10 protein-coding genes are annotated in these 22,777 nt (G+C 69.0%); all 10 read right to left on the reverse strand.

Annotated features, from left to right (window positions below; genetic code table 11):
• Positions 1-9: 9 nt before the first annotated feature.
• Positions 10-12,393 carry a filamentous haemagglutinin family protein gene (locus tag ACMGRF_RS09155; protein ID WP_414485863.1) on the reverse strand — a complete coding sequence of 4,128 codons (12,384 nt, stop codon included), beginning with the start codon at positions 12,391-12,393 and terminating at the stop codon, positions 10-12.
• Between the two features lie 200 nt (positions 12,394-12,593).
• Complete coding sequence (locus ACMGRF_RS09160; protein ID WP_049413919.1) at positions 12,594-13,769, reverse strand: substrate-binding domain-containing protein; 1,176 nt, start codon at positions 13,767-13,769, stop codon at positions 12,594-12,596.
• Positions 13,770-14,080: 311 nt separating this feature from the next.
• A complete protein-coding gene (gene gspF / locus ACMGRF_RS09165) occupies positions 14,081-15,280 on the reverse strand; it encodes a type II secretion system inner membrane protein GspF (protein WP_414485864.1) in 1,200 nt (399 codons plus the stop codon).
• A 7-nt stretch (positions 15,281-15,287) separates the two neighbouring features.
• A complete protein-coding gene (gene gspE / locus ACMGRF_RS09170) occupies positions 15,288-16,721 on the reverse strand; it encodes a type II secretion system ATPase GspE (protein ID WP_414485865.1) in 1,434 nt (477 codons plus the stop codon).
• Positions 16,718-19,099, reverse strand: coding sequence for a type II secretion system secretin GspD (gene gspD / locus ACMGRF_RS09175; protein ID WP_414485866.1), 2,382 nt, complete (start codon positions 19,097-19,099; stop codon positions 16,718-16,720). Before gspD ends, gspE begins: the two co-directional genes overlap by 4 nt.
• Entirely contained in the window at positions 19,096-19,623 is a 528-nt protein-coding gene (gspM, locus tag ACMGRF_RS09180; RefSeq protein ID WP_099486046.1) for a type II secretion system protein GspM, read from the reverse strand. The genes gspD and gspM overlap by 4 nt, the downstream gene beginning before the upstream one ends.
• Positions 19,620-20,783 carry a type II secretion system protein GspL gene (gene gspL / locus ACMGRF_RS09185; RefSeq protein WP_049440021.1) on the reverse strand — a complete coding sequence of 388 codons (1,164 nt, stop codon included), beginning with the start codon at positions 20,781-20,783 and terminating at the stop codon, positions 19,620-19,622. Before gspL ends, gspM begins: the two co-directional genes overlap by 4 nt.
• Positions 20,780-21,685, reverse strand: coding sequence for a type II secretion system minor pseudopilin GspK (gene gspK / locus ACMGRF_RS09190; protein ID WP_049440050.1), 906 nt, complete (start codon positions 21,683-21,685; stop codon positions 20,780-20,782). The genes gspL and gspK overlap by 4 nt, the downstream gene beginning before the upstream one ends.
• 9 nt (positions 21,686-21,694) lie before the next feature.
• The gene (gspG, locus tag ACMGRF_RS09195) at positions 21,695-22,132 is read right to left on the reverse strand and encodes a type II secretion system major pseudopilin GspG (protein WP_049440019.1); all 438 of its coding nucleotides are present in this window, start codon (positions 22,130-22,132) and stop codon (positions 21,695-21,697) included.
• 57 nt (positions 22,133-22,189) lie between these two features.
• Positions 22,190-22,747: a hypothetical protein gene (locus ACMGRF_RS09200; protein WP_240458931.1), complete on the reverse strand. Its 558-nt coding sequence runs from the start codon at positions 22,745-22,747 to the stop codon at positions 22,190-22,192.
• Positions 22,748-22,777: the final 30 nt, after the last annotated feature.

Here is a 22,777-nt window from a genome sequence, read left to right on the forward strand (position 1 = left end):
GCTCGATGCCTAGCGGCGCTGTGTGCCCTCGTCGCGACTCGCCTGCGGGAACTGGAAGGCACTGTTGGCGTCGTAACCACTGTTGGCGGTGTTGCCAGGTGCCGGCGGCTTGATGCTGCTGGTGCCGCTGCCGAAGCCCAGTATCTGCACGCTGATCACCGACGGCTGGTTGCGCCGTGCATCGTCCTGGCTCTTGCGCATCACGTCCTGTGCCGCCTGGCTGGCGCTGTTGGCTGCGGCACTGGCCGCGGCCAGCGCATTGACGTTGACCGATGCCAGCACCGGCAGGCCCTTGCTCTCGCCCTGTACCTGGATGTTGGCCGCGTTGAGCACCTGCAGTGCGGCCAGGTTGATGTTGCCGGAGACGCGGATACCGGCCTCGCCCGCATCGATGGTGCCCAGCGGAGCGATCAGGTCGACGTCGCCCGGCGGCACTTCGGCGATGGGGTTCAAGGTGGCGATGCCAGCACCGCTGGCCGGGGCCTGCGGCGACAGGATCACATTGCCCCAGCCGTCATAGACACGGCGCGGTGGCGTGTACAGCAAGGTCGTGCGCGAACCACGACCGGCATTGATGTCACCCTGCTCCGACCACGCCAGGATGTCGCCGCCGAAGGTGGTCATCACCCGCGACAGGCCCAGCAGCACACTGTCCTGGCTGAACAGCCGGACGTCGCCTTGCCCTTGGGTCACCAGTCCGGCACTGGCCGGGGGCACCACACCCTGCACACCGATCACGATCTGCCCACCCGGTGCCATCAGCTCGATGTTGCCGCCCGCTTCGGTACGCACGCCGGAGCTACCGTACATCACGATATCGCCGGTACGGTCGATCGTCGCACCGGTCGCAGCCTTGTCTGGCATCAGCGTGGCGATGGCCTCGCGCCCACGCAGGTAGGAGCCGAAGCGGGGCCCTTCTGCATTGGTATATTCCCGTCCACCTTCGCGCAGCTCGGCGTAATAGACCTGGCGCAGGAAGATGTGCTGCTGTTCCTGCGGCAGCGCATCGAACGCGGCCAGCGCCCCGTCGCCTTCGGCAATCATGCCGAAGCGTTGCTGCAGCCACTGCTTCAGCTCCTGGTCGTACACCTTGACTGCCTTGCCCGGCTGCGACGCCAGCGATTGCGCCGGATCGGCGAGGTTGGCGGGATCCAGATAGCGTGCACGCAGGGCCGCGAAATCGATCTGCTGGTTGCCGGCCGTCAGCGCGATGCTGGCGCCGGCACGGGTGTCGCCCTGCACGATGCCACCGAGGCTGACGATGCTGCCCGCATCCTCCTGGCGCAGCTGGCGGCCGGCACTGATCTCAGCGTTGCCGGGGCCGGCGACGGTCGCGTTCAGATGCACGATGTCGCGGCCCGCCGCCACCACCGTGATGTCGGCGGGCGCGCTGTTCAACGCGGTCATCGACGCCCCGAGGATGTCCCGGCCTGCCCGCAGTTGCACGCCGCCGGCGGCCTCGAACCAGTTCAGCTGCGTGCGCTGCCCCGCGCTGGGATCCAGCGTGCGCCGGGCGCCGCTGGCCAGACCAATGATGTCGCCCTGCACCGCGTAGAAGCGGCTCGGCGCCAGTGCCGCAGACACAGTGGACAGCGGAGTATTGGGACCGAATGCGAACAGCGGAAGCGACGCTTCTGGCGAGGCGGTATTGCCATCGACCGAAAGGTTGTGCCGCGAGCGGGTCACATTGCCGCCGGAATCCCCCTGCTGGGCCAGGAATGCGGGGTCGAAGGGTCCCGGCAGCCGCACGTCCGCACCCGAGCGCGCGATCTGGGTCGCGCCACGCTGGGCGAGGATGCTGCCACCGGCCAGGACGTCCAACCGTCCCGTTGCTGAGGGTGCCAGCAGGATCACATCCTGCGTCCCCGGCGTGACGCTGATCCGGTCCAGCTTGATGTCGCCCTGCGCAGCAATGGCGCTGAAGCGCGAAGGATAGAGCCAGTAATTCAGCAGATCATCCCCGCCACGCACAACAAGCTGGATCTGCTCGCGCCACAGATTGCTGCCGGTCACGTTATCCGGCCCGGCGAGGCCTGGCGCGAGGTCACCACCGGCACTGAACAGATCCACGGCCGTGTTGGCCGTCCACAGGGAGAACCACGTGCTGCCTGCAGCGTGCGCGCCATCGTCCTGCAGCACCGCGCTGTAGTTGGCCAGCGGAACCCGGCCTGCATCGGCGACCCCGCCGAGCACCACATCGCCCCGTGCCTGCAGCTGCGCGCCCGCATCGCCCAGCACCAGCACCGGTCCGCCCATCGCGCGGGCGGCGTCGGGCGCAAACAGGTCTGCGGCGCGCTGCTGACCCAGCGTCGCGTAGCTTTCCAGGGTGACGCCCATTGCACCGATGCGCCCGGTATCGAGCTGCAGGCTGCCACGCAGATTGGTCAGGGTACCGTTGAGGTCGAGATTCTGTCCCGCCCTGGAGGGATTGAGGCTGGAGATCGTCGCCTGCAGGTTCGGATTCAGTGCGCCACCGATGCGCAACCGCAGGTCGCCGCCGCCGGTCAGGTGCAGCTGGCCATCGCTGACCCGGCCGGTCGATCCCACCGCCGCGATGATCGCGCCCGAGCGCGGTGCGCTCAGCGAGCCCAGCGCGTCGCCCATCGGATCGCGGACGCCGGCATTGCGCCCGGCCTCAAGCGTCAGGTCGCCGCCGCCCAAGGTGCCGAAGCCGGTGAAGCCGACCATCCGTGGAGAGCTGCCAGCGGCAGCGGAGACGTTGGTGTAGGTACCGAAATTCACCCACCAGCTGGTCGGCACCGGCTCCACCCCAGCCGTGCCGCCGGTACCCTGGCGCCACAGCCAGTTGCCGACCGCGGCACTGGAGTACAGCGCCCAGTCGCGCTCACTGCTGCCCGACTCTGCGCGCGCGGTCCAGGCGTCGCCGACGATATCGCGCCCGGCTTCGACGCGCAGATTGCCACCACGATCCGGATACCAGGCCTGGTAGCCTGCCATCGCAGCGTCATAGCTGCCCGGCACCAGGTTCGGCCCCAGCAGTGCGGTGTTCCAAGGGGCCGCTGCACGGGGCGAATTGAAGGCAGCGTCGCGGCCCCCACCCAGCGCGGTGGGAGTGCCGGCGGTGTAGACACCGAAGCCCGACTTCATCACGACGTCACCGGCAGCGAGCAGCTCCATGTCACCCTTGCCGGTGCGCAGTACGCTCCACGCCGGTGTGCCCGCACGCTTGCCGTAAGTGGTCACTTCGGTCTGCGTGCCGCCGCCGGCGCAGTAGGTGGGCGCGGTACTGCAGAACTCGTCTTCGGTCATGCCGAACATCGCGGCGAAGTCCTTCGCAGGGGTGCCCACGTAGGACTCGTCGCCCCAGTAATCCAGCGAGCCCTGCGCGGCCACCTGGCGGGGTGCCGGGCCGCAGTAGTCGGCGGACATCGCGCAGAACTCGTCTTCGGTGAAGCCGAACATGTCGGCCAGCTCTGCGATCGGGCGGCCCGCATAGGAGGTGTCGCCGATCCAGTCCAGCGATGCCCGCTCGGTCAGCGCGCGATCCCCCACCCAGATGATTTCCGTCTTGACCGTGCCGATCGAGCCCTGGTGGGTATCGGCCAGCACCACGCTGCCTTCGCTGCCCCAGCGCCGGCTGCGTGGATCGGCCGCCCCGGCATCGGCACCGGCAACCACGGTCAGGTCCCAGGAGGTAGTGCCCTCGGCCAGCATCGGCGCCAGCGCCCAGTTGCGCCCCTGGTTGCCATCGGCATCGGCCGGCCGCAGATTCACCGGCGCGTCGCCGGGCAGCTCCACCTTGGTCAACGAGGGAATGTACGCGCCCACCTTGAGCGCGACTTCGCGTGCCAGGCGCAGCGCAACCGGCAGCACCGCGCCGGCGGGCCACTCCTGTGCCGCTACCTGCACCGCACTGCGCAGGCGGAAGCCCGCCCCCAGCCGCGCACCGGCCGCCAGCATCAGCGGCTCCTGCAGCACGGTGCCCGCGGCCAGCGTCTGCCCGGAGTCGGTGGTCACCGCCGCACCCAGCACCGTACCCGCAGGCAGGCGCAGGGTCTGCGAGATCACCATCGGCGCGGGCAGCACGGTACCGACCGGAAGCGTTACCGATTCGACCGGCACGTCATAGTTCAGGCGGGTGCCGGCCTGGAACTCGGTGCCGGGCTGCAGCTTCACTCCTTCCACCGGCACCACCAGCCCGCCGCCAAAGGGGGTGTGCCCCGCGCTGCCATTGCGCCCCTCATACAGCTGCCAGCCACCCTCATCCGGCGTGGACGGCGGCGGTGCGAACCCATCGTTGATGCTGCCGTAGACGTTGATGTTGCCTTCGGCCCGCAGCACCAGCGAGGCCGATTCGCCGAAGCCACGCCGCGATGGATCGGCGCGGTCTGCATCGGGGCCGTAACGGTAGCCGGACAGATCGATGTCGCCAGCGATGGTCAGGTCGCCCTCCGGGTTGGCGTCGCTGCGCCGCGCCAGCACCTGCACGCCGGGGCGAAGGCGGACATCGCCCAGCGCCCTCGTGCGCTGCTGCAGGTCCGCGTTGCCCAGCGCACCATCGATCCAGGCCACGCTGTGCGGATCGACCACCTGGTCCAGCCACTGCTGGGTGACCAGTTGCGCGCGGTTGCCGCGCACATCGGCGGTGCTGGCCAGGGGCGCATCGTCGTAGCGGCGGACACCATTGAGCTGGATGTCGGCCGCACCATCGATGCGCAGGCCATTGGCCGCAGCAATCGCCGCGTCGTTGCTGCCCACCCGCGGCACATCGATCTTCAGCGAGCCCCGCGCCATGCCGTCGTTCTGTCCAGGGCCGTCACCGACGGCAACGTCGCTGCCTGCACGCAGGTCCAGGTGCGCCGCGCTGGCCAGACCAACGGCGCCCTCGGCGCTGCCCAGCGTGATGGTGGCCCGGTTCGGACTGTCGATGATCTTGCCATGGCTGTCCACGCGCAGGCCGGTACCGTGCGCGTCCAGCGTGCCGTCCACCTGCAGCTGATCGCGGGCGTACAGGCGGATGCTGCCGACCTGCTCGCCGCTGGCATCGATGCGGCCGGCCACGGTCAGGCTGCCCGCGTCGACACTGATGTCGACCCGGCGCGCCTTCACTTCGTCGCCGATCCGCAGATCGCCTTCACCGATCTGGAAGCTGCGGCCGCCGACGACACCGCCGGCGGTCAATCGCTGGTTGAGGCCGGTGAAGTCCTGCAGCTGGCGTGCCCGCACCAAAAGTTCACCACCATCGTAGGGCACCAGCGTGCCACCGGCGTCGTAGCGGCCACTGGCGGCGCCCTGCAGATCACCGGCCAGATCCGCTCGGCCGGCCATTGCGGTGACCGTCATGCGCCCGCCGCGGTTGTTGCGGGCGGAAACATCGATGCGGGAGGCAACATCGGTGCGGATGTCCCCCGTGTCGCTGGACAGCAGGACATCACCGCCCCAGCTGAACTTGTCCACGTCGTACAGCGAGACCTTGCGCCCGGCCAGATCCAGCGCCGCCCGGCTACCAAGCGTGATGCCCTCGCGCGCGTTCGCAGACAGCCGTCCTGATGCCAGCGCGATCGTGCTGTCCAGCGCGATCCGGGTGGCGTCGATGCTCAGCTCACTGCCCAGTGCATCGCCACCGGCCTTGCCGGTGCCCCCCCGCAGGCGGAAGTCGCCGCCAGTGCGCACGCGCAGCTGCGCGGCGGGATCGGCGGTCAACAGCGGTGTATCGATACCCAGGCTGCCTCCGCTGTACTGCCAGCCCTTGTCGGCCAGATAGTCGCCGCGCTGCTGGAACACGTCCAGCGTGCCCTGCGCGGAGAACGACAGCTGCTCCGAAGCACTCAGGTTCAGCGCACTGAATCCGAGTACCTGCCGGTTCGCAGGGACTTCAGAGCTGGGACGGCTGAACGGCGCCCGCCCCAGCTGCAGCTGGCGGGTGACGATGTCCAGCTGCCCGGCGCCGAGCCGGTCCACCATCGGATCGGCCGGCGGCACCGTCGCGTCACTGCCCGGCGCCTGGCTCGCCGCGAGTGAGCCGTCCCAGACCAGGGTGTCCACCAGGATCCGCGCGCGGTCGGTCGCCGCACCGTAGCCGCGGATGGCCTGCGCACCGAGCACAAGCGTCTGCAGGCCACTGCGGCCGGTGGCACTGTCGCGCGCGTCCATGTCGACGCTGCCGAACACGTTGACAGACTCCCGCGCGACCAGGCTCAGCGTGTCCAGCGCCGGCGCGCCGGTCGCATCATTGCCGCGCAGCAGTTGCTGCAGCACGGACTGGTTCATGGTCATGCCACTGGGCAGCGCCCCTGCCGCAGCGGCCTGTGCGATCGCTTCGGCACTGCCGAGGTTCAGCGCCGCCATGCTCAGGCCGAGCTGACGGGTGCCATAGCTGGCCGAGTCGCGCATCTGCAGCGTGCCATCGGTCGCTACCGCGATGCTGCCATCGGAAACCAGCCGGGCCTGGCCGTCGCACGCCACCTGGCACCCCCCGATGTCGATCGCCACCGGACCGGCCTCGACGCCGGTGGTGCCGCTGATGAGGTTCAGGCGCCGGTTGGACACCGCCAGCAGGCCGCCGGCGACCTGGTAAGGCAGCGTCGCGCTGGCGTCCGCATTGGCGGACGCGAACGGCAGCGTATCGAGGGTCGCGCCGGCCTCGACCAGGATGCCGCTGCCACCGGAGGCCGCTGCCACCAGCACTTCCGGTGCGTTCAGGGTGACACCGGAACGCACCGCCACACTGCGCGCCTGGCCGGTCACCGCCACCTGCGAGGCCTCCTGGTTGAACTGCCCGCCGATCATCATCCGCGCCGGCAGGAAGGCATTGAGCGCGTCGTCGCTGAAGGTAGCGCCGCGATCACGCGCCTGCGATTGCGCACTGCCATCGACGATCTCCAGCGAACCGACCGCCGGGCTGGCCAACGTGGCTGTCAGCGTGCCGCCACGCCCCTTGTCGGTAGCGGCGTCGAACCGCGCGGTGCCGGCGAAGCGGATGGCAGGCGTTGCCGCACGACCTGCACCTTCGCCCAGCGCAAGGGTCAACCCGAGCGCATCGACGGTCTGCCAGCCACGCGACTCGCCGCGGCGGTCGGCCACCGATTGCGCGAAGCTGTTGTACGAGGTTTCGTTGTAGCCCGAGTGTCGGCGTACCACTGCGGCGGGCGTCAGCAGGATGTCGGTGAGCAACGGGGAGATTGCCGCGCCCAGCGCCGTACGCTGCTGCCCGGACACACGCCAGGTGCCGGTGCCGGTCGCAATCGGTTGCACGATGCCGGAGGTGCCGGTGGCGCCCAGCTCCACCCGGAATGCACCGGGCTGCAGCGCATAGCTTGCCGGCATCAGCGTGTAGGTGCCGGCCGCCAGCCCGGGCACGCCAGCCGGCACGGTGATCTGCTGGCCCACTGCCGGTGCTGCGAACCCTTCTTCGCCACTGGGGGCGAACGCCCCGGCGCGCCCCGGTACGATCGCGTACACCGGGTTGCCCGACGCACTGAACGCGTAGCGCGGATTGGCGTCGGCCAACGCCGTGCGCAGCACGTCGACGGAGCCGCCGCGTCCTGACACGAAGGCGGCACCGGTCAACTCGCCACCGCCGGACATGTCCAGCAATGCCCCCGACGCCACCTCGATCGCGTTGGCCTTCAGTGTCACCCCCATCGAGGAGATGCCGGCCGGCGTCAGCGAGCTCAGGCTGCGCGTACCGACCCGCCAGTCGACACCATCGACGGTGCCACCATAGGGCAGCGACAGGCCGGCACCGCTGGTCGAGGTTACGCTGCCTGGCAGCAGTTCCACCCGGCTGCCGACGGTTCCGTTCTGGATCAGGCCACCCAGCTGCAGCGTGCCCATCGGCGCCTGTACGTTGCCGCCCTGCTGTACCGTGGCGGCCACCAGCCGAAGCGTGCCCAGCGCCGATTCCGGCGCCGGCGGCGTGGGCGCACCTGTGCCGTGGATGCGCAGCACGGCATCCGGATCGGCCCAGTAATCAGCGGTCTGCACGGTCTGCGCCGAGGCGCCGGCCACCAGCGTGCCGACCGCGCCTGTGGTGGGGTACAGGCGGGCAGCGGTCACGTCCATCGAACCGGCCGTCATCAACGCGCTGCTGTTGCCAGTGCTGGCAATGCCGTTGGTCAGGCGCACGTCACTGCGGCTTTCCAGCGCCACGTGCTCGAAACCCGACAGCCAGGTGACGTCGCGGATGTCGATCAGCTCGGCCTGCACCGCCAGCGTGTGATCGTCCGGCCCGGCCGAAGCGACCGCCGCAGTGCCCTGCAGGTTCTCGCCCGCCAGCTGGCCCCAGCGCGCCTGCGCCAGGCGGACGTAGGGCGCACTCAGCCGCAACGCCGACGACGGCCCGGCATCCACGGCCATGCCCAGGCTCGAAGTACCCTGGCCGTGGATGCGCAGGCTCTGGGCCAGGCGCAGGTCGACGTCGCCGACCGCGCGGATGTCACCGAACACGGACAGGTTGTCGAAGCCGCCCGCCTGCAGCTGCTCGACCGACAACGCGGCGTGGCCATATTCCAATGCGGCCGGCAGTGGCTGCGCCGGTGCGCTGTGCTGGCTGAGGGTGATCGCACGTGACCGCAGTACCTCCTCGCTGGCGCCACGTGCATGGATGCTGCCGCCAAAGGCCAGCCCCAGCGTGCCGCCGCGTGCGCCGGCACCACCGGCGGCCGCGTCCATCCCGCCCTCCAGATACAGCGCATTGGCCGAGCGCAGCACGATCTGCCCGCCGTCGCTGTCCACGCGCACACGGCCCTGGCCGTCGACATCCAGCTCGGCCGACGCACCCCGCGCCTGCAGGCGCGCACCGCGTTCGACCACCACGAAGGCTTCCGGTGGTCGGTTGTCGACGAATGCTGTGGTCTCCCAGTCCAGCGCCCCGCCAATCTCGATGCGTCCGCCCGCGCGCACCTGCCCGCGCAGACGGCCGCTGGCATCGGGCAGCGAAATCGCGTCTGCATCGGCATCCAGCAGCGCGCCTTCGGCGAAACGCCAGGTGCGTTCGGTGCGCTGCCCGGCGTACAGCGCATTTTCCGGACGCACATCGTCGATCACGATGCGGCCGCCCTTCGCACGCAGCGTACCTTCAACATCGATGTTGCCTGCACCCAGCAGCGAGATCGTCTGCCCTGGATCGACCGCCACCAGTGCATCCTTGCCGACCCGCAGGTCACCGCCCACGCTGTTGCGGTCCGAACGCAGGCTGATGCTCGCACCCGCGCGCTGGCTGACGCGCCCGCTCGACGGATCAGCGCTGTACAGCGGCGCATCCCACGCCACCAGTGCGGACGCCCGATCGGTTGCCATCTGCGCGTCCTGGGTCATGCGCAGGCCTGGCAGGGCAGCGATCAGCCGCGCGCCATCGGCCACCTCCACGCCGTGGTGGCCATTGATGTCGTACTGCGCGAAGCCACTGCCGAACAGGCCGGGGTCCAGTCGCAGCGACGCGCCCGCCAGGTCGGCATCGCCCACCCGAACGTGGCCACCGGTTCCCAGCGAGAAGGAACCGCTGCCCTGACCTCGGCCGCTGAACCGGCTCCCCTCACCCAGTTGCACCCGGCCACTGCCGTCGGTCGTAACCGCGCTGCTGTTGGCCTGCAGGCTGACGCTGCCCCCTTTGCCGACGCGGCCCTTGCCGCGCAGGTCCAACGCGGCGCCGGCCTCGACCTCCACCGTTGCCTCGGCGCCCACGACCACGTCGTGACTGTTGCTCAGGCTCAGGCGGCCGCCATCCGTCCAGGCACCGCTGGCATCGAGCGGTATCGCCACTGACGCGTTGCTCCATTCGCCGGAGAGATCGATCCGCGTGCCGTCGGCAATGGCGGTGCGGGCGCGGCCATCGTGCAGCAGCGCCGTCGGCCGGCCCTGGACATCCAGCAGGTTGCCCGCCGACAGCTGGCCGCCGGCAATGCCGATGTCGCCTGCCAGTTCCACCTCGCTGCCGGTCAGGTTGAGCTGTCCGCCTGCCTGAAGCCGAAGGCTGCCATCGATGCGGATGCGATCGGCGGTCGCCAGGTCGATCCGTCCCCACTGCTGGGCACTCAGCGCTGCGATATCCAGCCACACCGTGTCACGCCGCTCCTCGTTGACCGGAGCCGCCAGCGACCACGCCGTCTTCGTCGGAGCCTTGTCACCCAGGCGCACATCCGAGCCGAACACACCACTGCGGCCCTGGCCGTCGTAGCGCCCCAGGTACAGCTGCGCATTGCGCGCGACCGCCGTCTGCGCCTGTGCATAGCCGTCCAGCGCGGCCTCCGGCCTGCGGTTCTGCTGCGCGCCCTGGAAGGTGGCAGTCTCAACCTTTCCATCCAGCACCGCGGTCGGTGCGGAGACGATCAGCCGTCCTGCATCGCGGCCGACCGTGTACCCGTTATCGACCCGCTGCGCCGCGAATACGATCGGATCACGGAAGGTCTCGGTGATGCCCCAGCGTTCCTGCTTCACCTCATGGCCGCTGTACAGGCCATCGAACAGCATCTCCGCCGGCGCCTCATCAAGGCGGTAGACCTGGCCATCAACGCCGCGCACCCAGCTCTGCCGGACCACGCCGCTCTGCACATCCAGGCTGCCGCCGGCAAGGTTGATGCGTGAGCCCCCCTGCGTGATCACTTCCCTGCCGCCCAGCAGGACGGTGCCTCCCTGCGCAGCCCATTCGCCGATCGAGTGCCCCTGGTTGTCGAGGTAGCCCCCCACTTCCAGCAGGCCGCCTGCGGCGTACCAGCGCTCACCCTCGTAGCCCCCGGTACCGGCCGGAACGTGGACCAGCCTGCGGCGGTCGACCCAGACTTCGCTGCTGGTCAGCTTGCCGCTGTCGCGGTTGTCCAGGGCATCGCGCAGTTCGTTGCCCTGCACCTTGATCTGGACATTGTTGCTCTCCATCGACACCTGCACGCCCACTGCGCCGGACACGTCCACGCGCGCGGCATCGTCCACGTAGCTACGGGCCGCCGCATCGGCGATGATCTGGCCGCCCGTGGCGACCGTCAGCGAATCCGCGCTGAAATGGATGTTGCCACCCGAGACGATCTCCACCCGCGACTGGTCCCGGCGATCATTGTGCTGGGACAGATTGTCGAAGGTTGCCGAACGCGCGCCAGCGCGGATCGCGTCCTGCTCGGCCGATTCCTTGATTAGGGCGTCGCGCTGCGTATCCAGCACCGTGGTCTTGCCATCGTCCTCGATCAGCACCGCCGTGGTGGCTCCGTCAGCAAGCGTGACGCTGCTGCCGGCATCACTGGCCGAGGCCAGAAGATGCACGGTGCCGCGCTGTGCAAGCGTGGTGCTGGCCACGGCCACACCGGCCTGCTCGACGCTGCGCCCGGCCAGCGTCACGTCACCCTCGAGCGCCCGCAGCAGGCCGGTGTTGCGCACGCTGCCAGCCGTGCTGCCAGCGATGAAGCGCGGCGCGATTTCATTGCCCCGGGTGGTGGAGCTGGTGTTGGTGACCGTACCCACGCCGCGCCGGATCACGAAACTGTCTCCCGCAGCGAGCTGCACCTGGCCCTTGCGCGCCTCGATATGGCCAGCATTCTCCACGCTGTGCCCGGCCAGCAGCACGTAGCCACCGCCGCGCGTCGCACTGGTCGGCTCATGGGTCGCGATGCGGGCGCCCTGCTCCACCGCCACCTTGCCGAATGCATCGCTGAGCGCGCTGCTGCTGGCGTCGGGGCTGTACAGGCCATTGTCGCGGAACTGCGCATCGCTGATCCGTGCTGCAGCCGCCAGCAGATTGCGGACATTGACCTGGCTGTTGTTGCCGAACACCACCCCGTTGCGGTTGGCCACGAACACCGTGCCGTTGGCCTTCAGCTGGCCCAGGATCTGGCTGGGCCGCGCCTGCGGATCGTTGACGCGGTTCAGTACTGCCCAGTCAGGGCTCTGCAGGAAGTTCAGCGTGGTGTTGCCGCCGATGTTGAAGGTCTCCCAGTTCAGGATCGCCTTGTCCGCGGTCTGCTCGACCGTGACCTGCACCCGCCCGTCGCTGCCCTGCGACTGGATCGCCTCGCGCGCGTTGAGCCAGCCACGGGTCAGCGGGTTCTGGTCGACGCTCAGGCCGTCCTTGCCGAGGCCATCGGCAACGATGAAGCCAGTCTCGCGGCGCGCCTGCCGCGCCTGTTCCTGCAGTCGCTGCTGCAGGGCAATCGCCTGCGCCGCCGTGCCGAGATTGTCGATCGACTGCTGCAACTTCTGCCGTGCTGCATCCTGCTGCTGGGCCGGCAACTGGAACTGGATCGGCACGCCGTTGGGCATCCGGCCACTCTGTGCCGCGCTGCCCTGGGCCGCGCCCCGTTCGGCGAACCAGCCCGGGCTGAACGCCTGCTGCGCCTGGCTGGCCGGGGCCACCATGCTCCCCAGTGCGACCGCGATGGCCCACGCCATCGGATGATTGCGGCGCATCAACGCGGCCGGACGAACAACGGACGGGAGCGGGTGCGACATCGGAACCTCATCAACCTGGTGGGCCGCGGCTGCGGCGGCGATCGGGGGAGGCACGCGCAACGCATGCCCTGCCACTGATAGACGGGTGACGCCACACGAAGCCGACAGCGAAACGCTGCAACGGCGGCACCGTCGCGGAAATGGCGACGCCGGCCCAGAGGCCGGCGTCGCGTCAAGCAGGATTCAACCGGTGCTGCGGATTACAGCGGACGACCGATGCCGGCGCAGGTGCTGGGGTTGTTCAGGCCGGCAGTGCTGCTGGCCAGCACGAAGCGGTTGCGGATCGCATCGCGCCAGGCCTTGGTCAGCGGGATGAAGCCGTGGTCGGTGATCGACTTCTCATACGCGACGGTGTAGGTCGCCGGATAGTGGCGGGCCAGGAAGCCGCGCAGGCTGGTGGCGACGCTCGAATCCTTGTAGCACTGGCCGATCACCAGGTTGGTGTAGCCGGCGATCGGATAGCCAGCCGACGGGTTGCCGAACACCGGCACCCAGTTGGCGGGGTTCTCAGCATCGGTGCCGGTCGGCGGAGCGACGGTGTCCAGGGTGGCCTGCACGCTCACCTGGTCCGGCGAGAACCCCTTGACCTTGGCGACCTTGGTCGCATCGGTCAGGCTCGGGATCACGTCCGGCCCGACGTAGCCGATACGGCCTTCAGCAGCGTAGACAGTGTTGTACAGCGAGGTGCCACCGGTGGTCGGGGCGGCCACCAGGAACGCCGGCAGGTTGCCGTTGGCGTCGCGCTTGTACAGGTCGGCGAAGGTCGACTTGATGGCGAACTTGCCGCCCACCAGCTTCGAGGTTTCAGCGTTCTCAGCGGCACAGGCCGCGGTCAGGAAGCGGCTGAACATTTCGCTGGTGCCGCTGCTTTCCGGACGGTACACGACCTGGATCGGGCCGCTACGGTTGGCATCGATGGTCGACCAGTCGCTGATCGCACCCGAGAACACGCCGCAGATCTGCGCCACGCTCAGGTCCACCGCCGAACCGGCCTTGTTGAACGGAATGGTGACCGAGGTGGCCACCGACGGCACCTGGATCAGCGCGCCGTAGCGGTTGGCGTTGGTCGGCTGGTTGAAGTTGGTGGTGTAGTTGCTCAGCTCGGTGCTGCTCAGCACCGAATCGCTGCCGGCGAAATGCACGGTGCCGGTGGTCGAGAACAGCGCCGAGTTGTTTTCCAGGAACGCCTTCTTGCCGGTGCCCGAACCGGTCACGGCGTAGGTGAAGTTCGCCGGCAGGATGCTGTCGGCCGAACCCTTGTAGAGGTCGGCCGGCAGCGAGGCACCGCCGCCGGTAACGGTCTGCGCCGAGGCGGCGCCCACGGTAGCGAGCAGCGCGGTGGCAACCAGCGCGGCCAGGGTCTTGTACTTGTTCATGATCTTCTCCTGAAGGGTTTACTGCGAAGGGAAACACCAAGGGAGGAACGGTCACTACACGCCTGCTGCCGCCGAGGGCCTCCCAGCCCACTCTGCGGCGACGTGTCCATGCTGGTCCGCGCCGATGACAGGCCGCTTAAGAAACCTGTGGAAGATCGGAAAAAGGTGTGGAGGATTGTGTGGAGAATCGAAGACGCCGACCGGGCAGAGTCGACTGTTGGTCGACTGGCGCGCGAAGCGCTGGTCCTGTCGAAGTGCGCTTGAGAAGCAGTCGACGGACAGTCGACTCTACCCGTGATGCGCGTTGCGCATCACTGCACCAGCTGGTTCATTTCCATGATCGGCATCAGTACCGCCAGCACGATCGTCAGCACCACGCCGCCCATCACCAGGATCATGGTCGGCTCCAGCAACGCAGTCAGTGCCATCGCGCGACGCTCGATCTCGCGCGAGATGGTCTGTGCGGCGCGATCCAGCAGCGGCGCCAGCGAACCGGTCTTCTCGCCACTGGCCACCAGGTGCACCAGGATCGGCGGATACACCCTCTGCACCTTCAGCGCAGAACCAAGCGCGGCACCTTCGCGCACACGCGCGGACACGTCATGGGCACAGCGCGCCAGCAACGCATTGCCCAGGGTCTGCCGGGCAGCTTCAAGCGCACGCAGCAGCGGCACACCCGCATCCAGCAGGATCGCCAGTGTCGAGGCAAAGCGCGCACTGTTCACTCCCAGCACGAAACGCCCGACCATCGGCACCCGCAGCAGCATCGCGTCCCAGCGCAGGCGCAACCCGGGCTTGCGCAGGGCCAACCGCCAGGCCACCACCAGCGCAGCGATGCCGAGCCCCACCCACATGCCCCAGCTGCGTACGAACGCGCTGGCGGCCAGCATCACCTGGGTCAGCATCGGCAGCGTCTGCCGCGCCTGCACGAACGCGGTCACCACCTGCGGCACCACGTAGCTGAGCAGGAAGATCACGATCGCCACCGACACCAGGCTGATCGCCGCCGGGTAGATGAAGGCGGTCAGTACCTTGGCCTGCAGCGCATTGCGTTCCTCGATGTAGTCGGCCAGGCGCTCCATCACCCGCGCCAGATCGCCGGAATCCTCACCTGCACCCACCAGCGCACGATAGATCGGTGGAAAATCGCGTGGCCGCGCTGCCAGCGCCACGGTCAGGCGCTGGCCGGCACGCACGTCGGCGCGTACCGCGGTGAGCGCCTGGGCCACGTGCGGGCGTTCGGCCTGCTCGATCACCGCACTCAAGGCGCCTTCCAACGGCAGGCTGGCCGCCAGCAGGCTGGCCAGCTGGCGGGTGGCCCAGGCCAACTCGCTGGCGGACAACCGCCGAGCAGCCCAGCCACTGCCGGCATTGCGCGCAGCGCTCACCTGTACTGGGGTCAGCCCGCGCCCACGCAGCAGCTGGCGCGCACCGCGCGGGCTGTCGGCATCCACCTGGCCCTTCTCGATGCGGCCCTGCGCGTTGGCAGCCTGATAGTCGAACAGTGCCATGCAGGCCTCAATCGTCGCCGGTGACGCGCAGGATCTCTTCCAGCGTGGTCACCCCGCTGTCGACCCAGCGCTGGCCGTCCTGCCGCAGGGTCCGCATGCCGGCCCGCCGGGCCGCCTCGCGTAGCGCAGGCTCACCCTGCCCTTCATGGATCAGTGCGCGCACGCGGTCGTCCACCACAAACAGTTCATGGATGCCGGTGCGTCCCCGATAGCCACTGTTGGCACAGGCCGTGCAACCCACTGCGCGCCATACGGTTCGGCCTTCGCCGTTCACCTCGGCACGCCGGCACTGCGTGCACAGCCGCCGCACCAACCGCTGCGCCAGCACGCCGCGCAACGACGACGCCAGCAGAAAAGGCTCCACGCCCATGTCGGCCAGGCGGGTCACCGCCGAGATCGCATCGTTGGTGTGCAGCGAAGCCAGCACACCGTGTCCGGTCAGCGACGACTGCACGGCGATCTGTGCGGTCTCCAGGTCGCGGATCTCGCCGATCATGATGGTGTCCGGGTCCTGGCGCAGGATCGCGCGAAGGGCGGTGCCAAAGCTCATGCCGATGCGCGCGTTGACCTGGATCTGGCCGACGCCGGCAAAGTCGTACTCCACCGGGTCTTCCACGGTGAGGATGTTGCTGGTGCTGCTGTCGAGCTGGCCCAGCGCGGCGTACAGCGACGTGGTCTTGCCGCTGCCGGTCGGCCCGGTCACCAGCACGATCCCATGCGGCTGCCGGATCAGCCCGGTGAATGTGGCCAGGGTGTCATCGGCCATGCCCAGGCGCTGCAGCTGCAGGCGGCCGGCATCCTTTTCCAGCAATCGCAGCACGGCGCGCTCGCCATGCCCGGTCGGTACAGTGGAAACACGGATGTCCAGCGGCCGCCCGCCCACGCGGATCGCAATGCGCCCATCCTGTGGCAACCGCTTCTCGGCGATGTCCAGGTGGGCCATGATCTTGATGCGCGACACCAGCGCTGCGTGCAGTGCGCGCCGAGGCTGCACCATGTCGCGCAGCGTGCCGTCCACCCGGTAGCGCACCACCGAATGGGTCTCGAACGGCTCGATATGCAGATCGCTGGCACCGTCGCGTGCAGCCTGTGCCAGCAACGCATTGATCATGCGGATCACCGGCGCATCGTCCTGCGCATCCAGCAGGTCGGTGACCTCCGGCATGTCCTGCATCAACCGGTCCAGATCGACTTCACTCTCGGCGGCCCCCACCACGGCAGCAGCATCACCGCCGTCACGGTACTGCTCGCCCAAGCGCTGCTGCCAGGCTGCCGCATCCAGCATCCGGAACGGAAGCGGGCCATGCCGCCGGCGCAGCTCGGCCACGGCCCACGCTGCCGTGTCGGCCGTGCCGAGCAGCACCGGCTCGCCACCGGCTTCGGACAGCATCACGCCGTGGCTGCGCACCCACGCGTACGGCAGCGGCATAACGGCGCTCACGGCCCGATTACCAGTTCCGGCGTATAGCCCAGCCCGCGCAGCTGCTGCAATGCCGGATCCAACTTCACCGGATCACGCGGCAGACGCACGCGCAGGCGTTGTCCACTCCCGCCCGGCGTTGCCTCCGCGTAGGCCTGCAGGCCCAGTGCCCGCACCTGCGCCACAGCCTGGCTGGCACGCGCCGGGTCCAGTCCCTGTGCGAACTGCACCAGCTGGGCGTCGCCCTCGCCTGGCGGATACATCGCTGCAAGGCTGGTGTTCTGCGACGGCTGGCCCTGGCCGTCGCGCGCATTGCCCTGGCCGAGCACAGCCAGGTCCTGCGGCGGCAGCTGCGGTGCCGACAGTGCCGGCAACGCCCAGCTCTGCACGGGCTGTGCACCGGCCTGCGCATTGCGCATGTAGTCGTAGCGGTCGCGGGTCAAACGCTGGCCAGCGGCGGGGTCGCGCACCACGTGCGGGCGCAGGAACACCATCAGGTTGGTCTTGGAACGCTTGCGCGTATCACTGCGGAACAGCGCCCCCAGCACCGGGATCCTGCCCAGCCCCGGCACGGCGTCACGGCCGTGGCTGACGTTGTCCTCCAGCAGGCCACCGAGCACCATGATCTGGCCATCGTCCAGCAGTACGCTGGTATCCAGCGCACGCTTGTTGGTGATGATGCCGGCAGCACTGTTGGCACTCTGCGCGTCGATGCTGCTGACTTCCTGATAGATGTCCAGCTTCACCGTGCCACCCTCGGAGATCTGCGGGCGCACCCGCAGCTTCAGGCCCACGTCTTCGCGCACGATGGTCTGGAACGGGTTGTTGCTGCCGCCGCCACCGTCGGTCACGTAGCGGCCACTGACGAACGGCACGGTCTGGCCGATCATGATGCTGGCTGCCTCGTTGTCCAGCGTCATCAGGTTCGGCGTCGACAGGATGTTGGCGCCGCCCTTGCTCTGCAGCGCAGTAGCCAGCGCCTTCATGTTGAGGATCTGGCCGACGCCGGGCAGGTTGATGGTGCCATCGATCACGCCGATCTTCAGGCCGTCCTTGGGCAGCACGTCCAGCGTGGTGCGCGCGGCGGTGTTCAGGCCACTGCCGCCGGTGGCGCCACCGAAGTGGGTGCCGCCAAAGGTGCGGCCATTGCCCAGCATCCACTGCACGCCCAGCTCGGCCGCGTCGGTCTGGTTGACCTCCACGATCAGGCTTTCCACCAGCACCTGCGCACGGCGCTGGTCGAGCTGGTCGATCACCCGCCGCAGGTTGCGGTACACCGGCTCAGGCGCAGAGATCAGCAGGGTGTTGGTGGCCACGTCCGCCTGTACCGAAATGCCGTTCTGGCTGAAGCCGGTGCTTCCTGCATCGATCGGGTCACGGCGGCTCGGGTCCAGCCGCTGCGATTCCAGCGCATTGCCTCCGGGCTTGGCCTGCTGCGGCTGCGACGGCTGGGTGGGCGTGGAACGGTTGGCGTCACCCGGCAGCGGGGTGATGCCTTCGTTGCTGCCCATTGCCGGTGCATCGCTCTGTCCGGCCACCACGCCACGCAGCACACCGGCCAGCTGGTTGGCCTGGGCATTGCGCAGGTAGACCACGTGCAGGTTGCCGGACTCATCCTGGGCGCGGTCCAGCTTCTCCACCAGCTGCCGCGCCAGGCGGGTGCGACCGGGGCTGCTCGAGCGCAGCAGCACGCTGTTGCTGCGCGGGTCGGCCATCACCACCACCTTCTGGCTCGGCTCGGCGCCCTGCGCATCCAGCAGCGGCGCGACCATTGCCGCTACATCAACGGCAATGCCCTGCTGCAGCTTCACCACATCGGTGTCCATGCCGGCCGGCGTGTCGACGCTGGCGATCACCCGCGCGATGCGCTCCAGGTTGTCGGCGTAGTCAGTGATCACCAGGGTGTTGTTGCCTGGATTGGCGGTGATCGGATTGTCCGGGCTGATCATTGGCCGCAGCACAGCCACCAGCGCCGCCGCATTCTCATAGCGCAGCGCAAACGTACGCGTGGCGATCTCGCCCCCTGCACCACCGCTACCCACCCGGCCACCGAGCAGCTTGGCATCGGCCTGCGGCACCACCCGGCTGACGCCGCCGTTCTCGACCACGGCGAAGCCACGCATGCGCAGTGCGCCCAGCAGCAGCTGGTAGGCCTGGGTACGGCTGACCGGGCCATCGGAGACCACCGTCATCTTGCCGGTCACGCGTGGGTCGACCAGGAACTGGCGCCCGGTGAAGCGCGCCGCCATGCGCAGCACGCCACCGATATCGGTATCCACCAGGTTCAGCTGCACCGGCTCATCGCCTGTGTCCTGTGCCGCCACCGGCGCCGGCACGTGGGCCACGCCCACGATCAGGGCCAATGCGGCACTGCAGGCAAGGCTGCGCATCGCCCTCATGGATGGGCACCCGCAGGGGCCACCATCACGATGTGTCCTGAAATCCGTGCCGCCGGCATGTTCGCATCCCCTGTGCGTGTCAATTGCAGCTGCTGCAGCTCGATGGCCGGGTCGGCCAGCAGCGGCAGCAGCCAGTTCCATAGCGCATCGGCAGGTACGGCCCGTACCTGCAGGTGCCAGCGCCCGTCGCGCGCTTCGATATGCAGGCCGCCAGCCAGACCGGCGGCCTTGATCTGGTCACGCAGCCCGGCCAGGGTCGGATGCTGGCCCTGCACCAGCTGCTGGCGCTCACGGGCGCGCAGCAGCGGTGCCAGTGCGCGCTGCTGCGCCTGCAGCCGTGGGAGTTCGGCCTGCCAGTGCGTGCGCTGCTTCAGCAAGGGCTCCAGCCATAACGACCACAGGCCCGCCACCAGCAGCGCCACCACCATCACCCACAGCATCAGCCGGTCGCGCGGTGGCAGGCCTTGCCAGCGCTGCTGCAGGCCCGCCAGCCCCTCGCCCAGCCGCAGGGTTCGGGTCGTCACTGTCCCGCTCCGCTCACCCGCAGGCGTCCACCGGCATCGCGCGCCAGCTGCAGCCCCTGCGCCTGCACCGCTTGCTGCCAGTGCTCAAGCCGCTGTGGATCGTCGGCCAATGCCTGGGCATCAGCGTCCAGCTCCAGGTACACCTGCCCGGGTTGGTAGTGCAGGCTGTGCACCTGCCCCGCCAGCTCCGGAACCGCGTGCAGCGTGCTGGCGACCTGACGCTGCAGCGCCGGCAACGGCGGCGCTGGCGGCGGAACCGCAAGCGCTCGCCTTGCCTGCAACACCGGGTCCACCACATCGGTGATCTCCGGAAAGCGTGCGCTGAACTGCCGTGCCATGTCCTGCTGCAGCGCCTCACCCTCGATCCGCCAACGCGAGACCTGCCACTGCAGGCCAAGTGCAGCCAGCAGCACCGCCGCCAGTGCCAGGCCGATCGCCAGTCGCGGCGCTTGACGGCCTGCGCCGGGCAGCGGCAATGACCAACCCGGCAAGGGGCCACAGGCCTGCCGTTCATGCGCGACGGCGGTGGCCGGCAGGCTGTCCGGCCACGTCGGCGGTACGCTGTCGATCCACTGCACGGCCTGCACGCCGGCCTGTCGCAGGCGGGTGGCCAACGCCTGCATCACCGCAGACGCATCACGTCCGCCATACCATTGGACAAGTCCCCGATCGCGCCCGCTGCGCACCAGCAGATGCTCGCCGCTGACCTGCAGCGTGGCGTGGCCGTCCTGCCAAGGCAGCAGCAGTGGCGTCGGATACAACGCCTGCAGCTGCAGCGCACACGAGGCCAGCAGCTGCTGCGCCTGCGCGATGGCCTGCTGGCCGAGCCAGGCCACCGGAACCGTACCGTCTGCCGCCTGCGCACCGTGGGCCAGCGCCACCTCCTGCAGATCATCCAGCAGCATGGCCTCCACCTCGCCCTGCAACGCCGCCTGCAGGCGGCGCCCGGACAGCGGCGGCAGCTGCAGTTCCAGCAGGATCAGGTCGTTCGGATCAAGGCAGGCATGCACCGTGGCCCGCGGATGCCGCAGGCCCAGCGCCGCCAGCGTGTCGCGGCCGTGGGCGAGCACCTCGCCCTTGTGCAGCTGCGCCCAGTCCACCGCGCTGTCAGCGCGCAGGTGCGCCAGCGCCGGCAGGCGCACCCGAAGCTGCACGGTCATGCGCCGATCCTCGTCCACACCCGTTGTACACGCACCCCGTCGTCGCGGTACTCGCGCCAGAGCAGCGCGCGGAAGTCAACCGCGCTGCCGTCGGCCTGCACCCGGCCGACGGCCAGGAACCACTCGCTATGGATACCCAGCGGAAGCACGGCCATCTGTTCGTTGCTCAGTTGGAGTCGGTTGGCGATGTCACCGCGGTTGAGCAGCCAGTGGCCGGCGTCGCGCTCAGCGAGCAGCGCCTGCAGCCTTGCCGGTTCCACCGCAGGCGTCACCGCCTGCAGGACGCTCAGGTCGCAGGTGTTGGCGTTGACCAGGGTCTGCGCGGGCAACACCACTGTGCGCCGCGCCAGCGCCTGCAACGCCACCGGGTCGGCGCCGGCGAGCGCCTGTTCGATCAGTGATTCGCGCGGCAGCGGCGCCTGCGCCGGCATATCGCCGTCGCGCAGGCGCGCCTGGATGTGATCCACCGCGGATGCGCAGGTGCCCTGGTCCAGCCCCTGCCCGGCACACAACGCGACGAACGCGCCCCGCGCCTCGGGGTCCGGCCTGCCATGCGCCAGCAGGTTGCGCAGGTTGAACATCGACTGCGCATCGACCAGCTGCACCTGCACCGGCAACGGCGCCTGCAGTTCCAACGGGCGCGCCCAGCGCCCGCTGCGCACCGTGGTCAGCTGTTCCGTGACATCCTCACGCAGCTGCTGCGCCGCACGCTCCAGCGTGGCATCCACCGCCATGCGTACCTGTGCGCGCAACTGGTCGCCGCGCAGCGCACGCAACTGCGCCGACTGCCGGGTCAGCAGCGCAGTGGCAATCACGGCCACCAATGCCACCACCAGCAAGGCGACGATCACGGCCACGCCACGCTGGCGGATGCACGAGACCGAACGGGTCCGGGCTGCCATCAGCACGCCTCACAGCTGCCAGGAGCCGATGTCTGCGTTCCCGGCGTCGCCACCGGGCTTGCTGTCCGCACCCAGCGAGAACACATCGATGTCGCCATGAGTGCCTGGAACCTGGTACTGGTAGGGATGGCCCCACGGGTCATTCGGCAGGCGATCCAGATACGGCGTCACCGGCAACGCACCGCTGCCCTGCGGCGGCTTCACCAGTGCCTGCAGCCCCTGTTCGGCACTGGGATAGCGCCCATTGTCCAGCTTGAACAGCTTCAGCGCCTGCATCAGCGCCGCGATGTCCTGGCGCGCCGCCACCACGCGCGCCTGGTCCGGACGGTCCATCAACCGCGGCACGATCAGCGCGGCAAGGATGCCGATGATCACCACCACCACCATGATCTCGATCAGGCTGAAGCCCTGCTGCCGAGCCCTGCAACCACCTGCCTGCCTTGCCATCGTTCCGCCCTCGTCATCCTGGAAGAGACCGCTGCACCATGGTCAGCGGTGCATGTGTCAGTACGATAAACATCCGCCTGCGATTCGCTGCGCGGTTGCCTGTGCGGGCGCACGTGCAGCCGGCACGCGTGCCGCCTCGAGCAGGTGCGGCGGCACGCTGGCCAGTGTTTGGTCGATGCACTCGCGCAGCAACGGATGCACGCACGCCTGCAGCAGGCGCACGCACTGCGTCGACGACCACGCGGTGCCGTGGTCGAGGCCAATGAACATCCGGTAGGCCTGGTGGTAGCGCAGGTCGTCGTACACGCGCTGCGCAGTGTTGAGATCACGCACGATCACCAGCAGGGCCGCACGTTGCAGCAGTCGCGCATCGGCTGTGCCAAGCGGCAGCGCGCCCATGGCCGCGTCGGGCCAGGGCCACAGCCGCAGGTCGAGGGCCTTTCGAAGTGCCGCCAGTGGATGCGCACTGCTGTCCAGTGCCGCCCAGCGCGCCGCATCCGCCCAGGCGTCACTGGACAGCACCCAGACCCACGAGCGCCCATAGCGCTGTACGTTCAGGGGCGTGTGCCGTGCCTGCTCCAGCGACTGGCTCAGGTGGCGATCCAGCTCCAGCATGCTGATCCTGCGACTGTCTTCCATCTGCGC

It is taken from the genome of Stenotrophomonas sp. EMP41 (genome assembly GCF_047495535.1).
Taxonomy (GTDB): Bacteria; Pseudomonadota; Gammaproteobacteria; order Xanthomonadales; family Xanthomonadaceae; genus Stenotrophomonas; species Stenotrophomonas sepilia.

Coding starts and splice junctions, on each gene's coding strand:
- ACMGRF_RS09155 (WP_414485863.1), bottom strand. CDS start 12,393: ATGTCGCACCCGCTCCCGTCCGTTGTTCGTCCGGCCGCGTTGATGCGC.
- ACMGRF_RS09160 (WP_049413919.1), bottom strand. CDS start 13,769: ATGAACAAGTACAAGACCCTGGCCGCGCTGGTTGCCACCGCGCTGCTC.
- gspF (WP_414485864.1), bottom strand. CDS start 15,280: ATGGCACTGTTCGACTATCAGGCTGCCAACGCGCAGGGCCGCATCGAG.
- gspD (WP_414485866.1), bottom strand. CDS start 19,099: ATGAGGGCGATGCGCAGCCTTGCCTGCAGTGCCGCATTGGCCCTGATC.
- gspL (WP_049440021.1), bottom strand. CDS start 20,783: ATGACCGTGCAGCTTCGGGTGCGCCTGCCGGCGCTGGCGCACCTGCGC.
- gspK (WP_049440050.1), bottom strand. CDS start 21,685: ATGGCAGCCCGGACCCGTTCGGTCTCGTGCATCCGCCAGCGTGGCGTG.
- gspG (WP_049440019.1), bottom strand. CDS start 22,132: ATGGCAAGGCAGGCAGGTGGTTGCAGGGCTCGGCAGCAGGGCTTCAGC.
- ACMGRF_RS09200 (WP_240458931.1), bottom strand. CDS start 22,747: ATGCTGGAGCTGGATCGCCACCTGAGCCAGTCGCTGGAGCAGGCACGG.